The following is a 20,609-nucleotide window of genomic DNA, read 5'->3' as shown; positions in this document are numbered from 1 at the left end:
AATGTGTTCAGAAAACATCAATTGTTGGACCAAAAATCTCTTCAAATGTTTTTTTCAAAGCAATATCAATATCACACATTGTTATAGGAAAACCTAAATCAATGAAGCTGGTTACGCCATGATTTTTAATTCCACAAGGAACAATTCCTGAATAATGTGTTAAATTAGGATTAACATTTATAGAAATTCCATGGAAGCTTATCCATTTTCGCAAGCGTATGCCAATAGCAGCAATTTTATCTTCACGAAAAATACTGTTTTGTGTTGATAAACATTTAGGTCTTTTAATCCATACACCAACTCGGTCTTCACGACGCTCGCCTTTAATATTAAATTTCGCAAGCATTTGTATAATCAATTCTTCTAATGCACTAATAAAAGCACGAACGTCTTGTTTTCGGCGTTTAAGATCAAGCATAATATAAAGAATACGTTGTCCTGGTCCATGATATGTAAATTCACCGCCACGGCCTGCTTCATAAATAGGAAATAAGTTAGGAACTAAGAGATCTTTTTTATTTGCGCTTGTGCCAGCTGTATAAAGGGGAGGATGTTCAAGAAGCCAAACTTGTTCACGCGCAGTTCTTGTAAAAATACTTTCTACACGCTCTTGCATGTAATGCAGTGCTTCAGGATATTCGATCAAATTATCACTTATCTTCCATTCAACTGGTGAGTTATCATGAACTGTTTTAAAATGATGTGGTAAGTGATCACGATTAATATATTTTTTAAATGTCATTAGCAAATTTATATTGGCATTATAGCCTACGTTGTAATTAATAAAAATAGCTACAGATTATAATATATGAGGCAGTTTATTAAAATTCATATAAAGTGGCAATGGATTTTATCTTTGATGTAAATTTACTACATTTCAGGATGCAAGTTAATTTTATCATTTTCTTGCAGTATTCAACTTCTAAAGTTTTCCTTATCTGCGATATCTACAAAATTTGCTATTAGAGCGTCTACCTCCAACATTTCAGTTAATAGATCAAGGTATAAAAATGATACTTAATTTAAAGACATTTGTATGAATCTTACTTTATTTACATTAATCATTATAGGAATGATTAATGTAAATAAATAAAGGTTAATGCTTAGTATCCAGTTATAATGGATAAATTGCTTATTTGATCATGCTATGAAGGACTCTTAAAGTTCTTTTGAAGATCCCTTGAGAAATATTTGAAAAAATGGATTAGTATAAAATCTAGTGTCAAATTATACAATAATGACAAGCTACAGTCATAATCAATAAGTTACATTCGAATAAAAATCTAGTAGTAGAGGGGGCATATCATATTTAAACAAAATCAATAAATTATATAAGAGTTCAGGAATTTTGGTTTCATTAATTTTTTTAACTTACCTTGCTGCTTATTTTGAAGCTTTTTAATAGCTTTTGTTGCGAGTTATTTTTTATTAGCTGCCTTAAGTACAAAGTGATGTTATTTTATCTTCAGTACAGCCCAAAAGTCTTTTATTAGCAAAAATGTTGCTCCTACATTGGCATCACGTGTTGCTGCTAGTTTTTTTAATTAATGGGCTGATTTTTTAATTTCTACGTCTTGCATGCCTCATAAAAACAGGTTGTCAAAACTTTCTTTGATCGATTTTTAGTTGCTTCATACCATGTATAAATGGTTTATTTTTATAGATAAATTTTAAGTAATATGGAGAGCTCAGGTAAAAATAGAGAAAAAGACATTTGTTTTAAATTTACTATTTAAATCTTTAAATAAATGGTGTTACTTCCTACGCCTTTTCATTGATGCAAAGAGGATTATTGCAATGCAAATCTGTACAGAAAAAATATTAATTCATAAATTTTAGTATTTTACTATTATAATATTTTTTTTATTTCAATAGGGAAGCTCTGTTTATTTTTTAGAGGTCTTTTTTTTACTCTATGACTGAATTATATTTTAAAAGATCTTATCAATTACTTATTTAGAGTAACATTGTATCCTTTCAGAAAGTTTTGAGTCGTTGCAGAGAATTCTTTTGCATCATTTAATTGTTGTTATGATATGTTTTCTGATTATTTAATATGAAGCATTGAAATGCGATGCTTTCATTAAAATGGGTTTGAAGGGGCGTTGCATAGTTTTTTGTAGACTATGCTCAGTCTAATTTGATCAGGCATGCAAATAAAACCTCAATAAGGTTATCTAATTTCGATCTTTAGGGATGTATCTTCGTAATTTTAAAAGCGTGATTTTGTCGTTTTTTAACAAATTTTCATAGTCCATAAACTCCCGTATATTGTATCGTCTTGGTTTATGATCCATTTGCGTACGCCATACAATTTTACCTGCGTGATTTACTCCATAAGATAAAGTGGGTGGAGATTAGCTATGGCTTAATTTAGCTATGGCTTAATTTATATGCTGATGCTAAAGCTATAATCATGTTGTTTGATGAATCCAATAACGTGTCTAAATATACAGCTGTTTTAGGTACTTCGATCCCAATTTTGCAATAGAATTCGCTAGTTTGCTTGATTATTATCAATTTATAATTTCATTCTCTAAGCTCTTTATATAGATCACTGCTGGTTGCATTATGATAAGTGAGTGGTAATATACTGTCAGTTTTTATTATTTTATTGCACTAATTCTTTAAACGCAAAACGTGTATTTGATGAAAGTGAGTATAAGAATGGTACGGCGTTGGAAAGAGGGAATGCCTGCTTAGTTTTGAGTGGCTCTTGTTGTGATCTATTTCATAATTTTTCTATTTTCAGCTAAAGGCAATAATAGCCTTCTTGATGTATTTAATCTGTTTTTCATTATGATGCGTCGTATTTTAAAACGTTCGATGTGTATGCAGATGGTTCAAAGAAGCGTAAACCATATTTAAAGAGAAATCATTTGGAGGCGGTCATTGTTTTATGGTTTTCTTCTAATCTAGATTTGCTAAAATGCGTCATCCACCTCATGATAATAAAGCCGCACATAAAAAAAGTTACGGTTGGTAATATAAGATAATAAGACGGTGGGATTGTTGCAGGAAGAAGAGAGATAACACTTAACACCACTACTGAAAATATTCGTCCACTGAAAGATGTGGCACCGATGATGCCAGAAATATGTTGGGTTTGTTCTTGGTTAAGCTCTAAAAAAAACAGGCTTTTTGCACCTATCGGTACAGTGCAAATAAATCCATGGATTAACGAGAACGCAATAATTGATGCAGCGATTTGATTGTTATGAACAAAAAAATAAAGTGCTGCGCACATAATGGCAGAAAAGAACGAAAAATATTTTATGGAATTTTTATATTTTTTATCAAGAATATACTGTTTAGACATCAGTAAATTTGAAAAATATTGAGCTGAGAAGGCTCCTATATGGCAAAACATTAGTATCAGCAACTGTGAGCCATTGAGGTGATCAGTTTTACCGCTTGATAGTATTATTGGTTGCCAGAAATGATAGATAATCTGAATACCAGCACTGAAAAGACACATTAAAAAAATAAACCACATCCCTCCCACAGTATTTTGAAATATCCAGAGCGTTTCTTTGGCATTTTGTAGGATTGTTTTCGTTTTATTTTTTTTAATCACCGATTTTGCTTCTTCTGGAACAATAAGAAATATTAAAAAAATGATCCCCATCATTAAACATGAAATGATATATCCCATGAAATATTGTCCAGAATAATATATCGTTCCAATTCCTATAATACCGCTGATAATGCTACCGAAAGAGTTTATCTGGTGATACAGATGTGCATAATGCGAAAAGTGATCCTGTTTATTGCCTAAAGAATGGTAAATCCACCCGTCAATGGCACTGGCAATAAGACAGATTCCCGCTGCATAAAGGATTTGTGCAATAATAAGTAGCGTAATATTGGGGGCTTGAAGACATAGAAGATAAAACACTCCCGTCATAAAGACCCCAGCCATAACAGAGTATTTACGCTGATATTTATCAGATAGAACAGCACAGGGAAAATCAAGAAGAAGGACGGTAACGGAAAAGGCGACTTGAAGCAGAGCTAATTGCGCTAGACTAACACCCATAGACATTAAAAAAATCGCATGGTAGACACCAATCAGCATCCGTACTGCGTGGTAAGATCCATAGGTTACAGCGAGCGTTCTAGGTTTATTCATTGTTGTGTTCCACAAATTTTACAGCGAGGATTCTTTTTTAGAGAACGCTCTTCTACAAAAAGCTGGCTGCTCCATATTCCCACACGGCGATCAGTGGAAAGCAGATTGCCATAACCACCCAAAAATTTAAGAGCGTCATTGGCGCACATGGAAGCTGAAAGAGCGTTAACGGGAGGAAATGTTGCGACTTTGAAATTATTATTGATAATCGCGCAGGCTTCGTAGATTAAGCGGTCGCTTTTTTCAGGAAGGCTTCTTATAGATGTGTTGCATGCATAGCAACCGGTTTTTCCAGGTATGTAAAAGGGACCAAACACAGCTATGTCATTGACATAGCCGGAATTTGTATAGGCTTGTTTATTTTTTACACACCATTCATTTATCCATGGTACCAGCTGATCAGGTGTATCAGCAGAAATGATCCACAAGTCTGCTTTAGGCAATTTGTTGATATCTTCTTTCACAGTGATTGACATTTGTAATTCACTAATTTTTACTTGGCTGTTTCGCCGTGTCAGTTCACGTCGAAGAATAGTCGTTTTAGGAAGCCCTATATCTTGTTCAGTAAAAAGAATTTGTCTGGTAAGATTGGTCATTTCGATCACGTCATTGTCGACAAGAATTAATTTACCTACACCAGAGGTAGCCAGTATCGCTGATATATGATTCCCAATCCCACCACATCCTAGAATGACGACTACTTTTTGTGAAAGGGTGCGCTGAATGGAATCTGGATCCATACCGTAACTTTGATAATGGAGATGACTTCTAGAATACCGATTATTGAAGATATTTTTTGATGTTTCAGCAAGAACAAGAAAGTTTTTAGAAACAAGGAAATCAAACGCGTGGTTAAAGCTCTCTCTTTACATGATTGATGATAATAAACTGTAAGCTTCTTCCACTGTCTTTTTCTCAATCCACTGTGCTGCGAGAAGTACCAAATCCTCCCAGTATTTTCTATTCGTGATAATGAATTGTTTTGAACCTGCACCAAAAATCGCATCCTTTTCACGTATAAGAACGCGTGTGTATTTTCCCAAAATATATTGCTGTTCTATCAATTTCCCCCCCATTTATTGGTCAAAATCAATTTCTCACTGGAAAATAAATTCCAGTAAGAAAATTTTTCTTATCAGTTAAAAATTATATGATCCATGACACCCTCCCCTTAACTTTTTGTTTTTATATTAGTGCCCATGTGTAGAAGAAAAAATATAATAGAGAAATATAATCATTTACAATACATATTCTGTAATATAAAATCAATGCTTTTTTAAATATTAACGAAAATGATTTAGAAAAAGGAAAATATTTCACATTAAGGATTATTTTTATGTTTGAAGAATAGAGGTTCGTTTTGGTTGGCTTCTTTTCGGTGGTACCTAATTGCTGATATGGTAAAAGGCTGTACCATCCACGTAATTTTTGTAAAAGTATTCTATCTGGTCGCATACGTAATCCAGATATGAGTAGTTTTTCAGCATCAGCTTTTGAGAGTTTTTGATTATTTTTCGAATAAAAAAGTTGTATTTCATTTGCGTGAGGAACGAAAAATTTTAATGTATCTTCAAAAATTAAAATTCGTTTATGTTCAGAAATTTTTGCAATTAAGGCTTTGGAAAGCATGATTTTACCTGATTCAATTTTATCAGGTATTAAAATGTTTTGTTGTGTGATAACGGCTCTTTCTAAAATGCTATGGTGCAGCTTTAGCATTGTTAAAAAGCTAAAATATGGGACATTTGTTAGATGGTCAAGAACCACTCAAAGAGAATGGAAATTTTATTATTTATGAAATTGATGAACTTATGAAGCTAGATGACAAAAATGGTTTGCCGGTTTTATTGTATCTCTTTAGACGATTTGAAAGAAGCTTAAAAGACCAACCATCTATTCTTTCGCTTGATGAAGCATGGATTATGCTTGATCATCTCGTTTTTCACGAGAAAATCCGTGAGTAGCTGAAAGAGTTACGGAAAAAATTGTCTTGTCATCATGGTTATATAAAGTTTGCCAGATGCCGTTCGTTCTGGCATTCTTGACATTTTACTTGAATAATGCCCGACAAAAATTTTGCTTCCTAATGAGGAAGCAGAAACAAAGGGTGCAGAAGGCGTGCTGGGAGCGGTCGATCTGTATTGAATGATTGGCTCAATGATAAAGATGAGAACCTTACAGGCCAACATGTTCTTGCCATTACCCGCAGTCTCACGCAGTTTTTAGATGATATGATTGCCCGTGGAGCACTTTTGGGAGGACGTGTTTGGTTTGACCGCGATTTAAATTCGAACAGCAATTTACAATTAGGAAAGTTACGAGTGGAATTTGATGCGGAGGAAGTCCCTCCTTTAGAAGATTTAAGTTTTGGCAGTCGCCGCAATAGCGCTTATTTTAATCGATTGGCTGAAGATATCCAAAACAAGATGACCTATCAATTTGGCGATAATATTGACATTTATCGCAATGCAGCAAGGAAGACAGCATGACTTTGAGAATTGTTCGCGGTTTTACATTGATTGTCGATGATGATACCAATCTTCATTTAGACCTTGAAACATTAAAACTCCCCACTTTAGAAGAAATCACAGAAACTTATCAGCCTGGTGGTTCTGATATGCAGATTGATGTTGGGGGTCTTGGGGTTAAAGCTTTTGGCTTGCAAATGAAAATTCGCAGCCACACCCCAGAAGTTATTGGCATCTTTGGAGGTGCCCCTGGAGTTCGTCATAAATTCACCGGCAAAAAATATGTGGTTTCTGAAGAAGATGGGCGCGAGCATGAACATTCCATCGATGTTACAGGGCGTTTAGTCAAGGTCGATAGCGAAGGTCTGTCTGGTGGGAAAGCGACCGGTTATGATTGCGAGATTAAAAATATTTGGGATTATACCGAATATTGGGACAGTACTGTCCTTCATCGTTTTTCTTTTAAGCGGGGCGGTTGGCTTGTGCGTAACGGTCAAGAGATTGGCTCTCGCCGACGTTCTATTCTCAATTTGTAAGGTTTATCATGATACGTTTACAGACAGAAATCGAAGTGACATTGCAGGTTCCCATCCTTTATTTGGACAGTGATGGCAAGGAAGCGACACGCAATAAACTGATCTTTTATCGCCCTAATTTTAAACAAGCCAAACAACTCGCAGTGCTTATTGGGCCGCAGTTAACAGAACTGCTACTTCCTGAGCTTGGAGGCAAAAAAACAACGCTTACCAACGATACCCTCATAGCTAAGCTTTCTGAAGTTTTACTCACCCATGAGGCAACAGAAGGGATTACAGCTTTGTTAGCCGATATGTCGCGTGAATCTGTCGAACTCATTAATCGTGTTGATATTGTCGATGTTATAGCGATGTTTAAGGCATTTTTTGCTTTTTTTCCGGAACGCCAATCCCTTATGCAGGACAATTTGGAGCAGAATTAGCTCTTCATTTTCGATGGTCTCCCTCGGAAATCAATCAGATGGATTGGCTGGATGTTGTTTCTTATCGCCATGAGTTAGCACGCCTCAAACAAGAGGAGTACACAAATCATATGTCAGGAACGATGCTGTAATGGATGTTTCCCTTGTTGTGCGTTTTGTTAATCATCTGCAAGAGGGGATAGCCTCTGCCAAGCGCGATCTTAAAGCATTCAGTTCAGATGTTGCACGGTTTCAAAAGGAGACGCAACAGAGTTTTAAAAATTGGTTTTCAAGTGATCATATTCACGAAGCGACGAAAAATGCGGAAGTCGCTTTTAGTCATGCGCGTGGGCGTATGGTGGGTGCTATCGCCCAAACAGCAACATTGGTTGCTCCCCTTTATAAAGCTATGCAATTTGACCAGTCTATGAAAGGATTGGAAAAGGTTCTTGATGCACCCCTTCACCGATTGGTCGAATTGCGTCGATTTGCACTAGAGACTTCAACCAAAATCCCTTTAGCGGCACGTGAAATTTTAGAACTGATGACCAGTGCTAGCCAAGCAGGGATTGGTGAACAGGATTTGGAAGCTTTTAGCGTTTATGCTGCAAAAGCTGCCGTGGCATTTGATATGTCAGGGGATCAAATTGGTGAGCGCTTTGCTAAGTTGCGTAACGTTTTCCAATTGGATCAGAGAGGCATTGAAGATTTAGGCGATGCCATCAATCATCTCTCCAATCATATGGCGGCAAAAGCTAGTGAAGTTTCCGATTTTACCAATCGTGCCACCGGTGCGGCAACCATGTTTAAACTCACAGCACGTGAAACCGCGGCTTTTGGTACGGCAATGATTTCTGCTGGTATTGTTCCAGAAAGCGCTGCGCGTGGTTTTAACGCAATCAGTGCACGCATTCAGGCAGGTGGTAAGCATATTGAAGATGCTTTTACTCATATAGGTCTCTCACGTCAAAAGTTCATGGAAGATTTGGATAAAGATGCAACCGGTACCTTAGTTCGCTTTTTTCATGTCTTAGGTCAATCAGAAAAGGGTATGCGTTCTCTCATTGCCATTGCTGGACGTGACTTTACCGGCGATTTTGCTAAATTGGTTGGTAATCCGGAACTGTTAGAGCAAGCTTTAAAATTTATTGAAGATCCAAAAGTCTTTAAAGGGTCTGTAGAACAAGAAGCCGATAAACAAGCAACAGGAGCCATCAAACAATTTGAACTTTTGCAAAACCGCATCGTGGCTTTGGGCATTACTCTTGGTGAAATACTCTTGCCCCCTGTCAATAATTTAATGGCCAGTGTTGGTACTTTTATCAACGGGCTTGTGGCGTGGGCAAATGAACATCCGATTTTAACCGGTGTTATCATTAAAACCATTGCAGCTCTCATGGCTTTTAATATTACGCTACGGGTTGTTCGTTTTACGATGGCTGGAACGCGCCTTGGGCTTCTTCAATTAATCTCCTCCTTTATAAAGTTTGGGGCACTCAGTCGCGGACTTGTAACAAATTTGCGCGCTTTAGCAACTTCAGGTCGCTTCCTTGAATTATTGAGTGCGAGTCTTGGTGGAAGCTTTGCCCTGTTGTCGCGCCCTGTGGCTTTATTAGGCGGTGCTTTGCGTGGGGTTATGGTTTCAGGGAGTGCCTTAGCCACAGTTTTTGGTTGGCTTGGAACAATGATTGAAGCAACTGCTGCTGGCATTGCCGCAGGCGTTGGGGCTGTTTTTACCCCGATAGGAGCTGTGATTGCCGCTGCTATAGCCGTTATTGTTGCAGCTGTTTTTTTCTTATGGAAATATTGGGATCGTTTCTCTTCCTTTGTTAAAGGTTTTGCACGGGGAATGGCGCGCGCTTTTGGTCGTGCGTTTGAAGCGATGATGCGTTTTTTTGGCGCTGATACAGCCACTATCACCAAGTGGAAAAACATTATTGCCGCTGCTTTTGATTTCTCTCAAGCTTGGCAAAAGTTCAAACAAGGACTTGGCGCTGTTGGCAGGTGGTTTGGCAATGTGTGGGATGGATTTAAACAAAGCCTTTCCAACTTTTGGCAATGGCTTGGTGGTTTTTTTGCTCAAGAAAAGCTCTCTGAGGATGCCAAAGCCGGTATGGAACAAGCAGGGGAGGACTTGGCCAATTGGATTATCGATGGCTTTAGTGCCTCCATCACGAGGTTGAGCGATTTTTTTACATCCTTGCCAAGTCGCATCAAGACATGGATTGGGCAGGTTGATTTATCGGACCTTTTCCATTTGCCAAGTTGGCTTGGGGGCAAAACAGCCATTCAGCCCATCCCACAATTTGCTGGTGCAAATAACAGACAATTTGCTGAAACAGAGACAAGAGACAAAGATAAAAGCCGTGTTTATCACAATCAAAATGTCACGGTACATGTCAATGGTGCGCGTGATCCTGTTACGACAGGGCGCGCCGTTAGTGCTGCGATTCAACGTGCACAAGCCAATGCACTCCATGGAGGGACGGAATGAATGATCCCCTTATGATGCTAGGATCCCATCAATTTTATGTCGATTGGCTCAATTTCCAATCGTTTGAAGAGGAGTTTTCAGCCACATGGGTTTCGATGGCACGTTTTGGGCGGGCGCCGAGCTTGCAGTTTACCGGCTATGGCAATGATCCTAAAACCATTCATGGTGTGTTGTTTCCAGAGGAGTTTGGCGACCGTGAAGCAATTGATGCCATCACCAAAACCATTCGAGCGGCCAAGCCTGTTCCCATGATCCGTTGGATCAGTGATTTTACCTATAGTGCTCTTTTGCATGGATCTGTCGTCATTACCAATATCCGTCAAGATCATGACTATATCAGCCGCTCTGGCCAATCTCAGCGCATTCGCTATTCCATCAGTCTTTTGCCCTTTTTTGATGGGGGAAAACCACAAGGACAATATCAGATGGGGCAATATCAATGAAGATTCCTGAAAAACGTTTGTTTGTCGAATTAGAAGATATGAGTCTTGATTTGCTTTGCTATGAGCATGCCGTTTCTGTTTTGGGGGATCGCACTCAGGTTAGAGCTTTAGAAGGGTATTTAGAAGCCACTTTATCGGCAAATCTAGGTCTTGCTCAATATGGTTATTTTTTGCCTCGTGGATTAAGCGTTGTCCTTCCTGAATTTATCCTGCTTGAGAAGAAAAGTACGGTGAAGCGCTTATGGGATTAAGACATGCACGCCCTTTCATTATGGTAAAAGTAGGGGACAAGCCCGTTCATGAGGTTTTTTACCAACGTCTTTTAACAGCAACCCTTATCGATCATGCGGGGAATGAATCCGATAATTTTGAAGCAGAGTTTGATGATAGCGGCAATGATTTAGAGGTTCCGGCCAGCAACAGTGCGCTGCAGGTGACTTTTGGCTATGAGGATAGCATCAGTGCATTTATGGGGCGTTTTGTTATCGAATCGGTCATGAGTATCGGCGGTCATGATGGAGAAATCTTGCGCATCTGTGGCAAAAGCGCTTCCATGCGTCAAGAAATCAAAGCACAAAGCAGTGAACATTTTGACAATCAAACGGTTGGGCATATTGTTGAAACATTAGCCAAGCGTCATGGTTATCAAGCAAAAGTTAGCCCAAAGTTTTACCAACAGTCTTTGTCTTATGTTGTGTGCACGGATCAATCGGTACTCGATTTTTTGACACGTCTTGCGGATCGAATGCAGGCACGTTTCTTAATCAAAGATCATAAGTTCTTGTTTTTAAGCGATGACAATTTACCGCCGCTCGAAATCCATAAGCATCACTGTTCTCACTGGGAGTTTAGAGTAGAACCACGGACACAATATGGTGTGGTTGAAGCTAGTTATTTTGATCGAGCCAAAGGGCAACAGTTACAGATCCAACATCAGACAAGTTACAAAGGTTCCACGCGGCGTTTGCGCGGTTGTTATAGCTGTAAGGAAGAGGCTCTAGCAGCAGCAGCCTCAGAAGGAGAGAGGCTTTGTCGTGCTGTGGGAAGTGGTTCGTTACTGTTAGAGGGTCAACCAGAAATCATGGCCAATCAACCTCTTTTGCTCTGTGGGTTTCGTGGGGAAATGAACGGACAATGGAAAGCCTCTATGGTGACCCATCGCTATGAAAAAGCCAGCGGCTATACCACAGAAATTATCTTAGAAGCACCAGAAAAGGAAAGGGGAAATAGCAAGCAATAGAGGCTGGGCTGGTTTCTCCAGCCAACGGGGATAAGTTAGCGACAAAACCCGTCCGATGCCAGAAAACATAACATCGCAGCCACTTCTTATCACTCAAAGCAATGAGAAGATGGCTATTATGGATGGAAGAAGTTAAGAAAGTATGGACACAATTTATTCTGAAACATTAAAATCTGTTGCTCCTGTCACACCAGCAGCTGCTTATATTGGTGGCAAAAGAAGGTTAGCCAAAACCGTTGTCAAAATCATTGAAGAGATTCCGCACAACGTTTATGCCGAACCTTTTATTGGGATGGGTGGGATTTTCTTTAGGAGAAAATTGATACCAGCTGCGGAAATCATCAATGATCGCTCAGGCGATGTAGTGAATCTTTTCCGCGTGTTGCAACGCCATTATCAGCCCTTTATAGATCTGTTAAAGTTCCAGATCAGCAGCCGTGAGGAGTTTCTACGTCTTTCACGACAAGATCCAAAGGATTTAACCGATTTGGAGCGTGCTGTTCGGTTTTTATATTTACAACGGTTGAGTTTTAGCGGCAAGGTGGTCAAGCGCACGTTTTGCGTTGAAACAAGCCGTGGTGCACGATTTAATCCTTTTAAAGTCGAAGCGTTATTAGAGCCTCTTTACCGCCGCTTGGCAGGGGTTACAATTGAAAATACAGATTGGTCAGACTTTATGCTGCGCTATGATAAGCCCAACGTTTTGTTTTACCTTGATCCGCCTTATTTTGGTGTTGAGGATTACTATGGAAAGGGCTTGTTTAAGCGGGAGGATTACCAGACGATGTCTGCGCTCCTTGCGCAATTAAAGGGCAAGTTTCTTCTCTCTTTAAATGATGTGCCAGAGATTCGGAAAACCTTTAGTCAATTCCATATAAAAGAGGTCACCACATCTTATACATGTTGCAGCTCAAATAATGCTATTGCCAAAGAACTAATCATCACAAATTGCCATTTTTAACAGAAGAAAAAAGACTCTTTGAAGGGGCTTTAAAACCCCTTTGAAGACCCTTTGAAAGCCCTTTAAAAATTCTTTGAAAAAAAATGAATTGATATAAAATTGAAAGAAAAACATTAATCGAGAAAATAATAGAAATGGCACAACACTTTCAAAAGCATCGTTTTCATTCTCTTTCTGAGACTGCATCTAAAATGCTTGACCCAGTTTTATCTAAGCGCACAGGGATCAATGTAGCTCTGATAGAGCATTGGTTACAGATTGTGGGATCCGATATCGGTGAGCACACAATGCCATTAAAAATTATTTGGAAGCATCGAGTTAATGTTGATGATCCTTTTCAACCCGCAACACTTGTTGTGGCTTGTGAAGGATTTACTGCATTGAAATTACTTCATGAAAAAGATGAATTTCTTCATAGGATTAATGGCTTTTTTGGATACATAGCTATCGATCGTATAAAAATAGAACAAAGATCTATATCTTTTCCTGATTGTTTACCAACAACCCCAGTGCCAACTGAAGAAGATAAACAATGTGTAAAAAAGATTCTTGAGGGGATTACAAATAGAAAACTGTACCAATCACTTTATGAATTTGGTTGTGCTATTTTTGCAGAAAAAAATAATACCGAAACATCATTTTTAACAGAAAATAAAGACTCTTTGAGGGGCTTTAAAAGTCCCTTTAAAGCCCCCTTGAAAACCCTTTGAAAAAAAATCAATTGGTGCAAAACGAGGTGGCAAATAGTGCAAAACGAAGTGGCAAGCTACAGTGGCAAATAGTGCAAAACGAAGTGGCAAGCTACAATAGTGCAAAACGAAGTGGCAAGCTACATACAAGTGGCAAGCTACAGTGGCGGAGGGGGTGGGATTCGAACCCACGGTACAGTCTCCTGCACGCCGGTTTTCAAGACCGGTGCCTTAAACCGCTCGACCACCCCTCCAAATTGAGTACACTTTTTTACAAAGTTTTTGTAAAAGGTCAATCATTTAAATGTGCTTTTAAACGCTTTTAATGACATTACTTGAGTTCAGATTAAAAATAACTTCTAATTTTTTTAATTTCTGAGTATTTTTATTAACTAGTAGCTTTATTTTTTTTTCCGTTTAGTTGTGGATTCTTTTCATATATGATCATGAAAATTATGTGAGAAAGCTTAAAATTAGAGCACATCTACACAGATTTTTTTTAGTTTATGTGATCAGTTTTGCAAAAAAGATTTGTGGCAACAGCTGTTGGTCATATGCCTTGAAGGCTTGATTGTACTAAGTATTTTTATAATCTCAACATGAAGATGACTTCAGAAAATATGAAGAATTTGAAGATTATCAGCACTATGACATGCCAGAGAAAACAGATTTCAGTACTACAGCACAAGTGAAAGTGTGGATTCATGGAGGTAAAGTTTCCAGCACAGTGTTAGATCTTGAACCTCTTATCGATGAAGTTAATAAAGGTATCAAAAAATTATCGGAAGCCGCTAGGAAATAAAGATGTTTACAAAGAAGTAGATAAAAGCCTTGTTGAGTTCTATAGTTTGTGTACTTTTGCATATCTTTGGGGAATAAAAAAAATATCTCATTAAATTTTTTCTAGAGCGGTTTATCTTTACTATTATTAGGAGGCAATTTAAAGCTAATTTGCAAATCAAAGGCGTCCAAGATACTAAAAAGTAGAAAGTAGCGGATCACCGTTTTCGCTTAGAGAACGATAAAGAAATTCTCGATTTAATCCTGTTCTGTTGGAAATTGCGGTTATTAAAGAGATTAACTTCAAATTAAAAATTATTAAAATGTGTAAATATTTACATATAATGAGTGCATATAATGGAATAAGATAGCTGAAAAATCATTACAAAATTAAAGCGTGATGGCTTTGAACTTGTTAAAATAAAATTCACATCATAAATTGAGAAAAGAAGGAAAGGTGGTTATTATTCCTCATCCTAAAAAAATCTTCCAATAGGTAGTACGGCACGTTTTATTGCACAACAAGCAGGCTGGTTAAAAAAGAGAAGAAGAATGAAAAGATTTTTTGCTTTGTTCACAAAGATGAAGATTCTGCTTTTAGTATTCAATTTTCTGATTTTAAAGGTTTTTTTTCTGCTGTTGATAAAGAAGAGGATTTAGTTGTAAATGTAATTGAAGCTCTTCAGCTTTACTGTACTGTGAGGAAATGGATAGTTTACCAGTTTCCTTGAAATTTGAAGAAGTGATACAAAAAATCCGTTACAGAAGCTTTTTTGATACAAGTTCCCTTTATTAAAAATGATGCTGAAGTCGTGTGTACTAATATCCATTGAACGAAGACTCTTGCGTGCGATTGATGATTGTACACAAGAAAGAGGGTTAACAAAATCTGCTTTTTTGGCAACAGCAGCACGCCATGAGCTTAATATTTAGAGATTAATGTGGAGAAGGTTCTTAGTTAAAGAATTTTTAGCAAAAGCCTATAATTGTATAAAATCGTAAAGTATTAATGAAAATTAGAATATGGAAGGTAAAATAAAGGCTATAGTTATGATGATTATAACTATCTTTGATGTGATGTACGCTGCATCTAATATTTCCATACTAAACATTTCTTCCTCTTTTAGATTGCGTCACTGATTTTCTCTCCATTTTTAAGAATTGCGTTTTGCAGTGTAATGGAAAGTTGCCTAATTTTAGATTGGAAAATAAAAAAAACACAAGATCTATATTTTCTGTTTGCATGGTTTAAAAAATCGTATTCAATGATACCGCTGTACTAAGTGTTATTATGTTCAGATTTCAAATTTTTTCTTTAAGAAGTGATAAGATATTAAGCCTTAAATGTAGCTAAAGAGTTTGGTTTTCTTAGGAAGGCTGGCTGCCTCTTTTTTCAAATAGTAAAATCCAATAATTGACCAGTCGTGTCATTAATTCTGTCATTAAACAAGCCTACAAAAGGAGTGACTATGAAAGTAGTAATCACTAAACCAATGTGTGTTGTGAGTGACAACAAAGACATTGTCCGTTTTAAACCTTCAGCTCTAGAAATCCATTTATTGAGATTTCTAATCAAGTTTATGACTGTCTTAAACGAGCTAATGCTGCAAGACTTTACTAGGAGAAGGAATTTATTGCTGCTGATGCAGATCAAAAGCTTGATGAGAAAAAAGAGGATACAAAGATAAGCAAATGCGAAAAATATCGAAAGAAGGACTTGCTCTCATTAAGCAATGGGAAGGTTTGTACTTGCAATCTTATCAAGATGCTACCGGTTTATGAACAATAGGTTATGGTCATACGAGTAACTCTGGAAAGCCTTTTGTTCGTAAAAATATAAACATCACTGAAAAAGTGGCAGAGGATATTTTATTTCAAGATTTAAAACAATTTGAGAAGGCTGTTGAGCAAGCAGTCGTTGTTCCTTTAACCGATGAGCAATTCGCGGCGTTAGTCTCCTTTTGCTATAATGTAGGAACGACAGCGTTTTGCAATTCAACATTGCTCAAAAAGCTAAATAATATGAAGCAGTGCCATTTGAATTACAGAGATGGACGAAAGCAAGGGGAAAACGTCTGCAAGATTTTGCCAATCGGCATGCAGTGGAAGCTGGGTTATGGGCAAAAGGCTCTTATGTTTGTTCAAATTATCAGGCGGTAAAAATAAAAGAGCCAATAGGTTCTTTCAAAGCAGAAATTCTTGCGCCAATCATTAGTTCTTTTTCAGGACTTGGAGGCTTGTTAGCGGGCAATGGTCCAGTTCAATGGGCATTGGCAGCCATTATGATTGTAGCAGCCTGTATCGGTGTTATGTTTGTAGCCAAACGCTTTGGTGAGCAATGCTTATGAGGTGGTGGATGAGGAAAAACTTCATGTTCATTATGGCAGCTTTGGCTGCTTTTTTTATGTCCATAGCAAAAGCTTTTTACTTTAGAAAGAAGGTTGAGCAGCAAAAACAAATAAAGAAAGCTTTAGAGGCAGCAGTAACAAGGCTTGAGGTGGAAAATGAGATTAACAAGAAAAGTGATGCTGATGTGCGTGCTGATCTTACCAAGTGGGTGCGTGATAAATAAGTCTGTTTCCTGTCTAGGTTGGATGCCCATTTACTTGAGTAAGCAAGATGTTACGGCAATTAGCTCAACTTTAGCAAGAGACATTTTAAAGCATAACCAGCAAGGTGAACGTTTGTGTGGGTGGAAGTATGGCCAGAAGAAAAACTGAAAAAGTGACAGAGCTTACGGAAGCAGAAAAAGAAATGCTTCAAGAAATGATTGTTACCTACCAAAGTATGAAAATGATGTCTCGTTTTATGAAATGGATTGTATTCATCATCTTTCTATTTATTCTTGAATTTGCACGCCTTATGGATGCGATAGACAATATTTTTGCACACTTAAAACAGTGGATTTCAAAGAGCTGAATGTTTTTTATTCTTTCATAAACTATAACCAAAGAAAAAGTTCATAAATAAGCAATTCACTTATTAATGAAATCATGAAGTTACAAAATGGGAAAAAAAGTGGTTAAAAATTGTTTTCTTGGGATCATTCGGCGAGGTATGTTCCAAAATAAAGACTGGAGTATTTGGCTTATCTATTTTTTTTGAGCGAATAAAAAAATGCAGTGCAATATCTTGCCCAGGGTCTATATTAAATGAATCCGTTTCTCTTCTATCTTGTAATTCTGGTGTAGTTTTAGGTTTTATTAAGTTAATATGCCGTGCTGATTCTGGATGAATCTTCATATCTTTGATGCTATTTTGCGAATTATATCCTTGATAAATTACTTCAATAAATTCAAACGGACATCCTTCTCCTGTACACTCCTCTTCAGCACATTCCATGCGTATGTGATTCATTTTAATTATTCTTCTTGTAGGATTTTTAATGAATACTAATATACTAATTGCATCAGGTTCTTTTTCACAGAAAGTTGGACTATTAGTCTTAATCTCTAGTTTTTCTCCTAAATCTGCTTCTTCTTTCATTTTTAATAGAAGATCAATATGCTTCTCTGCTGTTTTTGCTTGAGATTCTAAAAATTTATTTTGTTCTTTGGAGATTTCCAAATGTTTATCGGATGTTTTCACATTTTTATATCCCAAAATAAGTGTCGATAACATTGAGATGAACGCAATGATAGCAGAAATAGCAGAAACCAATGAAGTTATGTCACTTGCTAACCCAATTTCCATAAACCGCTCCCAATAAAAAATAATGATGAAAAATTATAAAATACATTTTGATAAGTATTATTTATAAATATAATTTTTCGTATTTATCAACAATAAAAAGAGAGGATTGTGACTTATGGAGCAGATTATTTATATAAATTGAATATCTGAACTTGATGTAAAGAGCTAAGAATGGCGTATGGTATCTAATAAGACACTAATTCTCATGTCGTGCTTTCTTATAAGCAGTAGATTCTAAGAATTTAGAGATCTACACAGAGCATCTTTTTATAGATGGCAAAAAAGGATGCGTTTTATAGAGACATATTCGAAAATCCTATTCCCTTATCTTTATTTACGTATCCCTCATGTTTTAAAAAATAAGCCAAATCAATAAGTTACACGTAATAAAAAAAGATAATGGTGGGCGATGAGAGACTCGAACTCCCGACATCCTCGGTGTAAACGAGGCGCTCTACCAGCTGAGCTAATCGCCCGATTGCAATAATCTGCAGTTAGGTGAGCTCTGTTTAGGGAATTTTTTTAAAAAACGCAAGAACAAAGACGTCTTTTGAAAATAAAAATTATTTTTTTGTTGTTTATTTGATTTTTTTTAAAAAAATGTTGAATCTTTCTTGACATAAGTGAATGAACCCCTTACACGACCGACTATGCTGATCAATTGATCAGTTTGAAAAAGTGCGCGGGTGTAGCTCAGTTGGTTAGAGTGCTGGCCTGTCACGCCGGAGGTCGCGGGTTCGAGCCCCGTCACTCGCGCCATTTCAGATTTTGATTTTTGTATCGTATTTGATTTTTGTATCGTATATGTTTTTTCTATAAAATTGCTAATAGTTGCGCGTCTTAAGCTATAGTGTTTTGTCCAAAATTAAATTTCTTTCCTTTTTTCATGTAGTTTATGCGGATAGGGGCTTGCGTCTTTTGTTGCTCTGCGGTACCTATACCAATAAAAAATATCGCACGGCATGCCCTTGAAGCTGTACGAGCGGAGTTAACAAAGCTATTATTTCATTCGTTTGTTTTATTTAAACAAGATTGGATGACTGCGTTAATTCAAGCATCTCATTAAAGCGGAAGAGGATTATGACTCATTTATTGAGCTCTTATTTACCGATATTTATTTTTATTATTGTTTCAGCAGTTATTACTGGGGTTTTGCTGGTTATGCCTTATCTTGTGGCTTACCGCTCCCCTGATCCTGAAAAATTATCAGCATATGAATGTGGGTTTAATTCATTTGATGATGCTCGCATGAAGTTTGATATTCGATTTTATTTAGTTTCAATCCTTTTTATTATTTTTGATCTCGAGGTTGCGTTTCTTTTTCCTTGGGCGGTTTCTTTTAATTCGATAGGGATGTTCGGTTTTTGGTCTATGATTATATTTTTAGCGCTTTTAACTATCGGGTTTATATATGAATGGAAAAAAGGAGCTCTTGAATGGGATTAATGTTTAGCAATTCAACGATTACTGCTCCGCAGCCAAAAGGAATTATTGATCCCAATACTGGGAGGTTAATAGGTTCTGACGATAAATTTTTCTGTGATATTAATACTGAATTATCAGATAAGGGCTTTTTAGTTACTTCAGTAGATGCTTTGATTACTTGGGCACGTACTGGGTCATTAATGTGGATGAGTTTTGGTTTAGCTTGTTGTGCTGTCGAAATGATGCAGTGTTCAATGCCTCATTATGATAATGAGCGTTTTGGGTATGCGCCACGCGCTTCGCCGCGTCAGTCGGATGTGATGGTGGTGGCTGGGACTTTAACAAATAAAATGGCACCCGCTTTAAGAAAAGTTTATGATCAGATGCCTGAGCCGCGTTATGTGATTTCTATGGGATCGTGTGCAAATGGTGGTGGGTATTATCATTACTCTTACTCAGTTGTACGTGGGTGTGATCGTATTGTACCTGTAGATATCTATGTCCCTGGATGTCCTCCTACTGCGGAGGCATTATTATATGGTATATTATTATTGCAAAAAAAAATTCGCCGTACTGGGTCTATAGAACGATAGGGGATATTTGTCATAATGAGTGAAGCATTTGTTGAACTTGCTGCTTACTTAAAAAATCAATTAAAAGATAGGCTTGAAGAAACTGTTTTCGCGTTTGGTGAATTAACTATTGTATCACATATTGAAGCAATTACAGATGTTTTAATGTTTGTTCGTGATGATTCTCGTTGTCAGTTTATTAATATTATAGATATTAGTGGGGTTGATTATCCTTCTCGCGATAAACGTTTTGATGTTTCTTATCATTTATTATCACCCCGTCATAATTTACGGTTACGTGTTAAGGTTCGTACCGATGAAAATACGCCTGTTCCTTCTGCTTGCTTAATTTATCCTGGAGCGGAATGGTATGAGCGTGAAACATACGATATGTACGGAATTTTGTTTTCTGGTCATCCAGATTTAAGACGTATTTTGACCGATTATGGATTTGAAGGACATCCTTTACGTAAAGATTTTCCTGTAACAGGATTTGTAGAATGTCGCTATGATAATGAGGCGAAGAGAGTTATTTATGAACCTACTGTTTTGCGACAAGAGATGCGCAATTTTGATTTTCTTTCTCCTTGGGAGGGGGAGAGGCATGTTTTATTACATGATGAAAAAGTAAATAGTGAAGAATAATATTAGAATTGATTAAAGTGCAGTATTAAAAGATAAATTTTTTAATATTTTAATATTTGAATGTTTTTAATATGATAAGAATTTTTGTTAATGTTTGATATGAAGTTTGTTTTTTTAGAAGTAAGAGGTT

At 37.0% G+C, this 20,609-nt stretch carries 19 protein-coding genes, 3 tRNA genes and 5 pseudogenes; 19 read left to right on the top strand and 8 right to left on the bottom strand.

Translation table 11 applies throughout. The features are described 5' to 3' along the window. Window positions 1–7: 7 nt before the first annotated feature. From lipB to V4B18_RS05435, 5 genes and pseudogenes are all read right to left on the bottom strand, one after another. The gene (lipB, locus tag V4B18_RS05455; protein ID WP_455475450.1) at window positions 8–742 is read right to left on the bottom strand and encodes a lipoyl(octanoyl) transferase LipB; all 735 of its coding nucleotides are present in this window, start codon (window positions 740–742) and stop codon (window positions 8–10) included. 2,133 nt (window positions 743–2,875) lie between these two features. Next, the gene (locus tag V4B18_RS05450; protein ID WP_455475449.1) at window positions 2,876–4,132 is read right to left on the bottom strand and encodes an MFS transporter; all 1,257 of its coding nucleotides are present in this window, start codon (window positions 4,130–4,132) and stop codon (window positions 2,876–2,878) included. Further along, complete coding sequence (locus tag V4B18_RS05445) at window positions 4,129–4,872, bottom strand: HesA/MoeB/ThiF family protein (RefSeq protein ID WP_455475448.1); 744 nt, start codon at window positions 4,870–4,872, stop codon at window positions 4,129–4,131. Before V4B18_RS05445 ends, V4B18_RS05450 begins: the two co-directional genes overlap by 4 nt. A 126-nt stretch (window positions 4,873–4,998) precedes the next feature. Beyond that, on the bottom strand, window positions 4,999–5,196 hold the full coding sequence (locus V4B18_RS05440; RefSeq protein ID WP_455475447.1) for a hypothetical protein: 198 nt from the start codon (window positions 5,194–5,196) through the stop codon (window positions 4,999–5,001). 324 nt (window positions 5,197–5,520) lie between these two features. Then, window positions 5,521–5,833, bottom strand: a pseudogene (locus V4B18_RS05435) (ATPase, T2SS/T4P/T4SS family); the annotation flags it as partial. A gap of 35 nt (window positions 5,834–5,868) precedes the next feature. On the opposite strand from V4B18_RS05435, the gene V4B18_RS05430 reads away from it, so the two are divergent. The 10 genes and pseudogenes from V4B18_RS05430 to V4B18_RS05385 form a co-directional block, all read left to right on the top strand. Continuing rightward, window positions 5,869–6,096: a hypothetical protein gene (locus tag V4B18_RS05430; RefSeq protein WP_455475446.1), complete on the top strand. Its 228-nt coding sequence runs from the start codon at window positions 5,869–5,871 to the stop codon at window positions 6,094–6,096. 201 nt (window positions 6,097–6,297) lie between these two features. Beyond that, window positions 6,298–6,621, top strand: a pseudogene (locus tag V4B18_RS05425) (phage tail protein); the annotation flags it as partial. Continuing rightward, window positions 6,618–7,136 (top strand): phage major tail tube protein, encoded by a 519-nt coding sequence (locus V4B18_RS05420; RefSeq protein WP_455475445.1) that lies wholly within the window; start codon window positions 6,618–6,620, stop codon window positions 7,134–7,136. The pseudogene V4B18_RS05425 and the gene V4B18_RS05420, both read left to right, overlap by 4 nt. Before the next feature lie 8 nt (window positions 7,137–7,144). Further along, complete coding sequence (locus V4B18_RS05415) at window positions 7,145–7,558, top strand: hypothetical protein (protein WP_455475444.1); 414 nt, start codon at window positions 7,145–7,147, stop codon at window positions 7,556–7,558. 130 nt (window positions 7,559–7,688) lie between these two features. Continuing rightward, a complete protein-coding gene (locus V4B18_RS05410; RefSeq protein ID WP_455475443.1) occupies window positions 7,689–10,031 on the top strand; it encodes a phage tail tape measure protein in 2,343 nt (780 codons plus the stop codon). Continuing rightward, window positions 10,028–10,474, top strand: a complete 447-nt coding sequence (locus V4B18_RS05405; protein ID WP_455475442.1) for a phage tail protein — start codon at window positions 10,028–10,030, stop codon at window positions 10,472–10,474. The genes V4B18_RS05410 and V4B18_RS05405 overlap by 4 nt, the downstream gene beginning before the upstream one ends. After that, window positions 10,471–10,725, top strand: a complete 255-nt coding sequence (locus V4B18_RS05400; RefSeq protein ID WP_455475441.1) for a tail protein X — start codon at window positions 10,471–10,473, stop codon at window positions 10,723–10,725. The genes V4B18_RS05405 and V4B18_RS05400 overlap by 4 nt, the downstream gene beginning before the upstream one ends. After that, window positions 10,716–11,714: a phage late control D family protein gene (locus V4B18_RS05395; RefSeq protein WP_455475440.1), complete on the top strand. Its 999-nt coding sequence runs from the start codon at window positions 10,716–10,718 to the stop codon at window positions 11,712–11,714. Before V4B18_RS05400 ends, V4B18_RS05395 begins: the two co-directional genes overlap by 10 nt. 142 nt (window positions 11,715–11,856) lie before the next feature. Continuing rightward, window positions 11,857–12,675 carry a DNA adenine methylase gene (locus V4B18_RS05390; protein WP_455475439.1) on the top strand — a complete coding sequence of 273 codons (819 nt, stop codon included), beginning with the start codon at window positions 11,857–11,859 and terminating at the stop codon, window positions 12,673–12,675. A 134-nt stretch (window positions 12,676–12,809) separates the two neighbouring features. Further along, window positions 12,810–13,301, top strand: a pseudogene (locus V4B18_RS05385) (DUF721 domain-containing protein); the annotation flags it as partial. A gap of 227 nt (window positions 13,302–13,528) precedes the next feature. Here V4B18_RS05385 and V4B18_RS05380 read toward each other — a convergent pair. Beyond that, window positions 13,529–13,618: transfer RNA gene (locus tag V4B18_RS05380), tRNA-Ser, on the bottom strand. Between the two features lie 398 nt (window positions 13,619–14,016). Between V4B18_RS05380 and V4B18_RS05375 the strand changes: the two genes are divergently transcribed. The 5 genes and pseudogenes from V4B18_RS05375 (at window position 14,017) to V4B18_RS05355 (ending at window position 17,063) form a co-directional block, all read left to right on the top strand. Next, window positions 14,017–14,166 (top strand): hypothetical protein, encoded by a 150-nt coding sequence (locus V4B18_RS05375; protein ID WP_455475438.1) that lies wholly within the window; start codon window positions 14,017–14,019, stop codon window positions 14,164–14,166. Between the two features lie 356 nt (window positions 14,167–14,522). Continuing rightward, window positions 14,523–14,687, top strand: a pseudogene (locus V4B18_RS05370) (type II toxin-antitoxin system HicA family toxin); the annotation flags it as partial. A 1,242-nt stretch (window positions 14,688–15,929) separates the two neighbouring features. Beyond that, window positions 15,930–16,492, top strand: a pseudogene (locus V4B18_RS05365) (lysozyme). Next, window positions 16,489–16,716 (top strand): hypothetical protein, encoded by a 228-nt coding sequence (locus V4B18_RS05360; RefSeq protein ID WP_455476541.1) that lies wholly within the window; start codon window positions 16,489–16,491, stop codon window positions 16,714–16,716. Before V4B18_RS05365 ends, V4B18_RS05360 begins: the two are co-directional and overlap by 4 nt. Window positions 16,717–16,844: 128 nt before the next feature. Beyond that, window positions 16,845–17,063, top strand: coding sequence for a hypothetical protein (locus tag V4B18_RS05355; protein ID WP_455475437.1), 219 nt, complete (start codon window positions 16,845–16,847; stop codon window positions 17,061–17,063). A 72-nt stretch (window positions 17,064–17,135) separates the two neighbouring features. Here the strand turns inward: V4B18_RS05355 and V4B18_RS05350 are convergent, their stop codons facing one another. Both V4B18_RS05350 and V4B18_RS05345 read right to left on the bottom strand, forming a co-directional pair. Further along, complete coding sequence (locus V4B18_RS05350) at window positions 17,136–17,837, bottom strand: hypothetical protein (RefSeq protein WP_455475436.1); 702 nt, start codon at window positions 17,835–17,837, stop codon at window positions 17,136–17,138. Window positions 17,838–18,237: 400 nt separating this feature from the next. Continuing rightward, window positions 18,238–18,313 (bottom strand) — tRNA-Val (locus V4B18_RS05345). 206 nt (window positions 18,314–18,519) lie between these two features. Here V4B18_RS05345 and V4B18_RS05340 point away from each other — a divergent pair. The 4 genes from V4B18_RS05340 to V4B18_RS05325 all read left to right on the top strand — a co-directional run bounded on the left by V4B18_RS05340 (window position 18,520) and on the right by V4B18_RS05325 (window position 20,479). Next, window positions 18,520–18,596, top strand: a tRNA-Asp gene (locus tag V4B18_RS05340). 321 nt (window positions 18,597–18,917) lie between these two features. Next, window positions 18,918–19,283, top strand: coding sequence for an NADH-quinone oxidoreductase subunit A (locus V4B18_RS05335; protein WP_455475435.1), 366 nt, complete (start codon window positions 18,918–18,920; stop codon window positions 19,281–19,283). Next, complete coding sequence (locus V4B18_RS05330) at window positions 19,274–19,855, top strand: NuoB/complex I 20 kDa subunit family protein (protein WP_455475434.1); 582 nt, start codon at window positions 19,274–19,276, stop codon at window positions 19,853–19,855. The genes V4B18_RS05335 and V4B18_RS05330 overlap by 10 nt, the downstream gene beginning before the upstream one ends. Before the next feature lie 15 nt (window positions 19,856–19,870). Then, on the top strand, window positions 19,871–20,479 hold the full coding sequence (locus V4B18_RS05325) for an NADH-quinone oxidoreductase subunit C (protein WP_455475433.1): 609 nt from the start codon (window positions 19,871–19,873) through the stop codon (window positions 20,477–20,479). The last annotated feature ends 130 nt before the right edge of the window (window positions 20,480–20,609 follow it).

It is taken from the genome of Bartonella sp. B17, from assembly GCF_053795755.1.
Note: the sequence above shows the minus strand (reverse complement) of the source record. Positions and strands in the feature narration are given on the sequence as shown.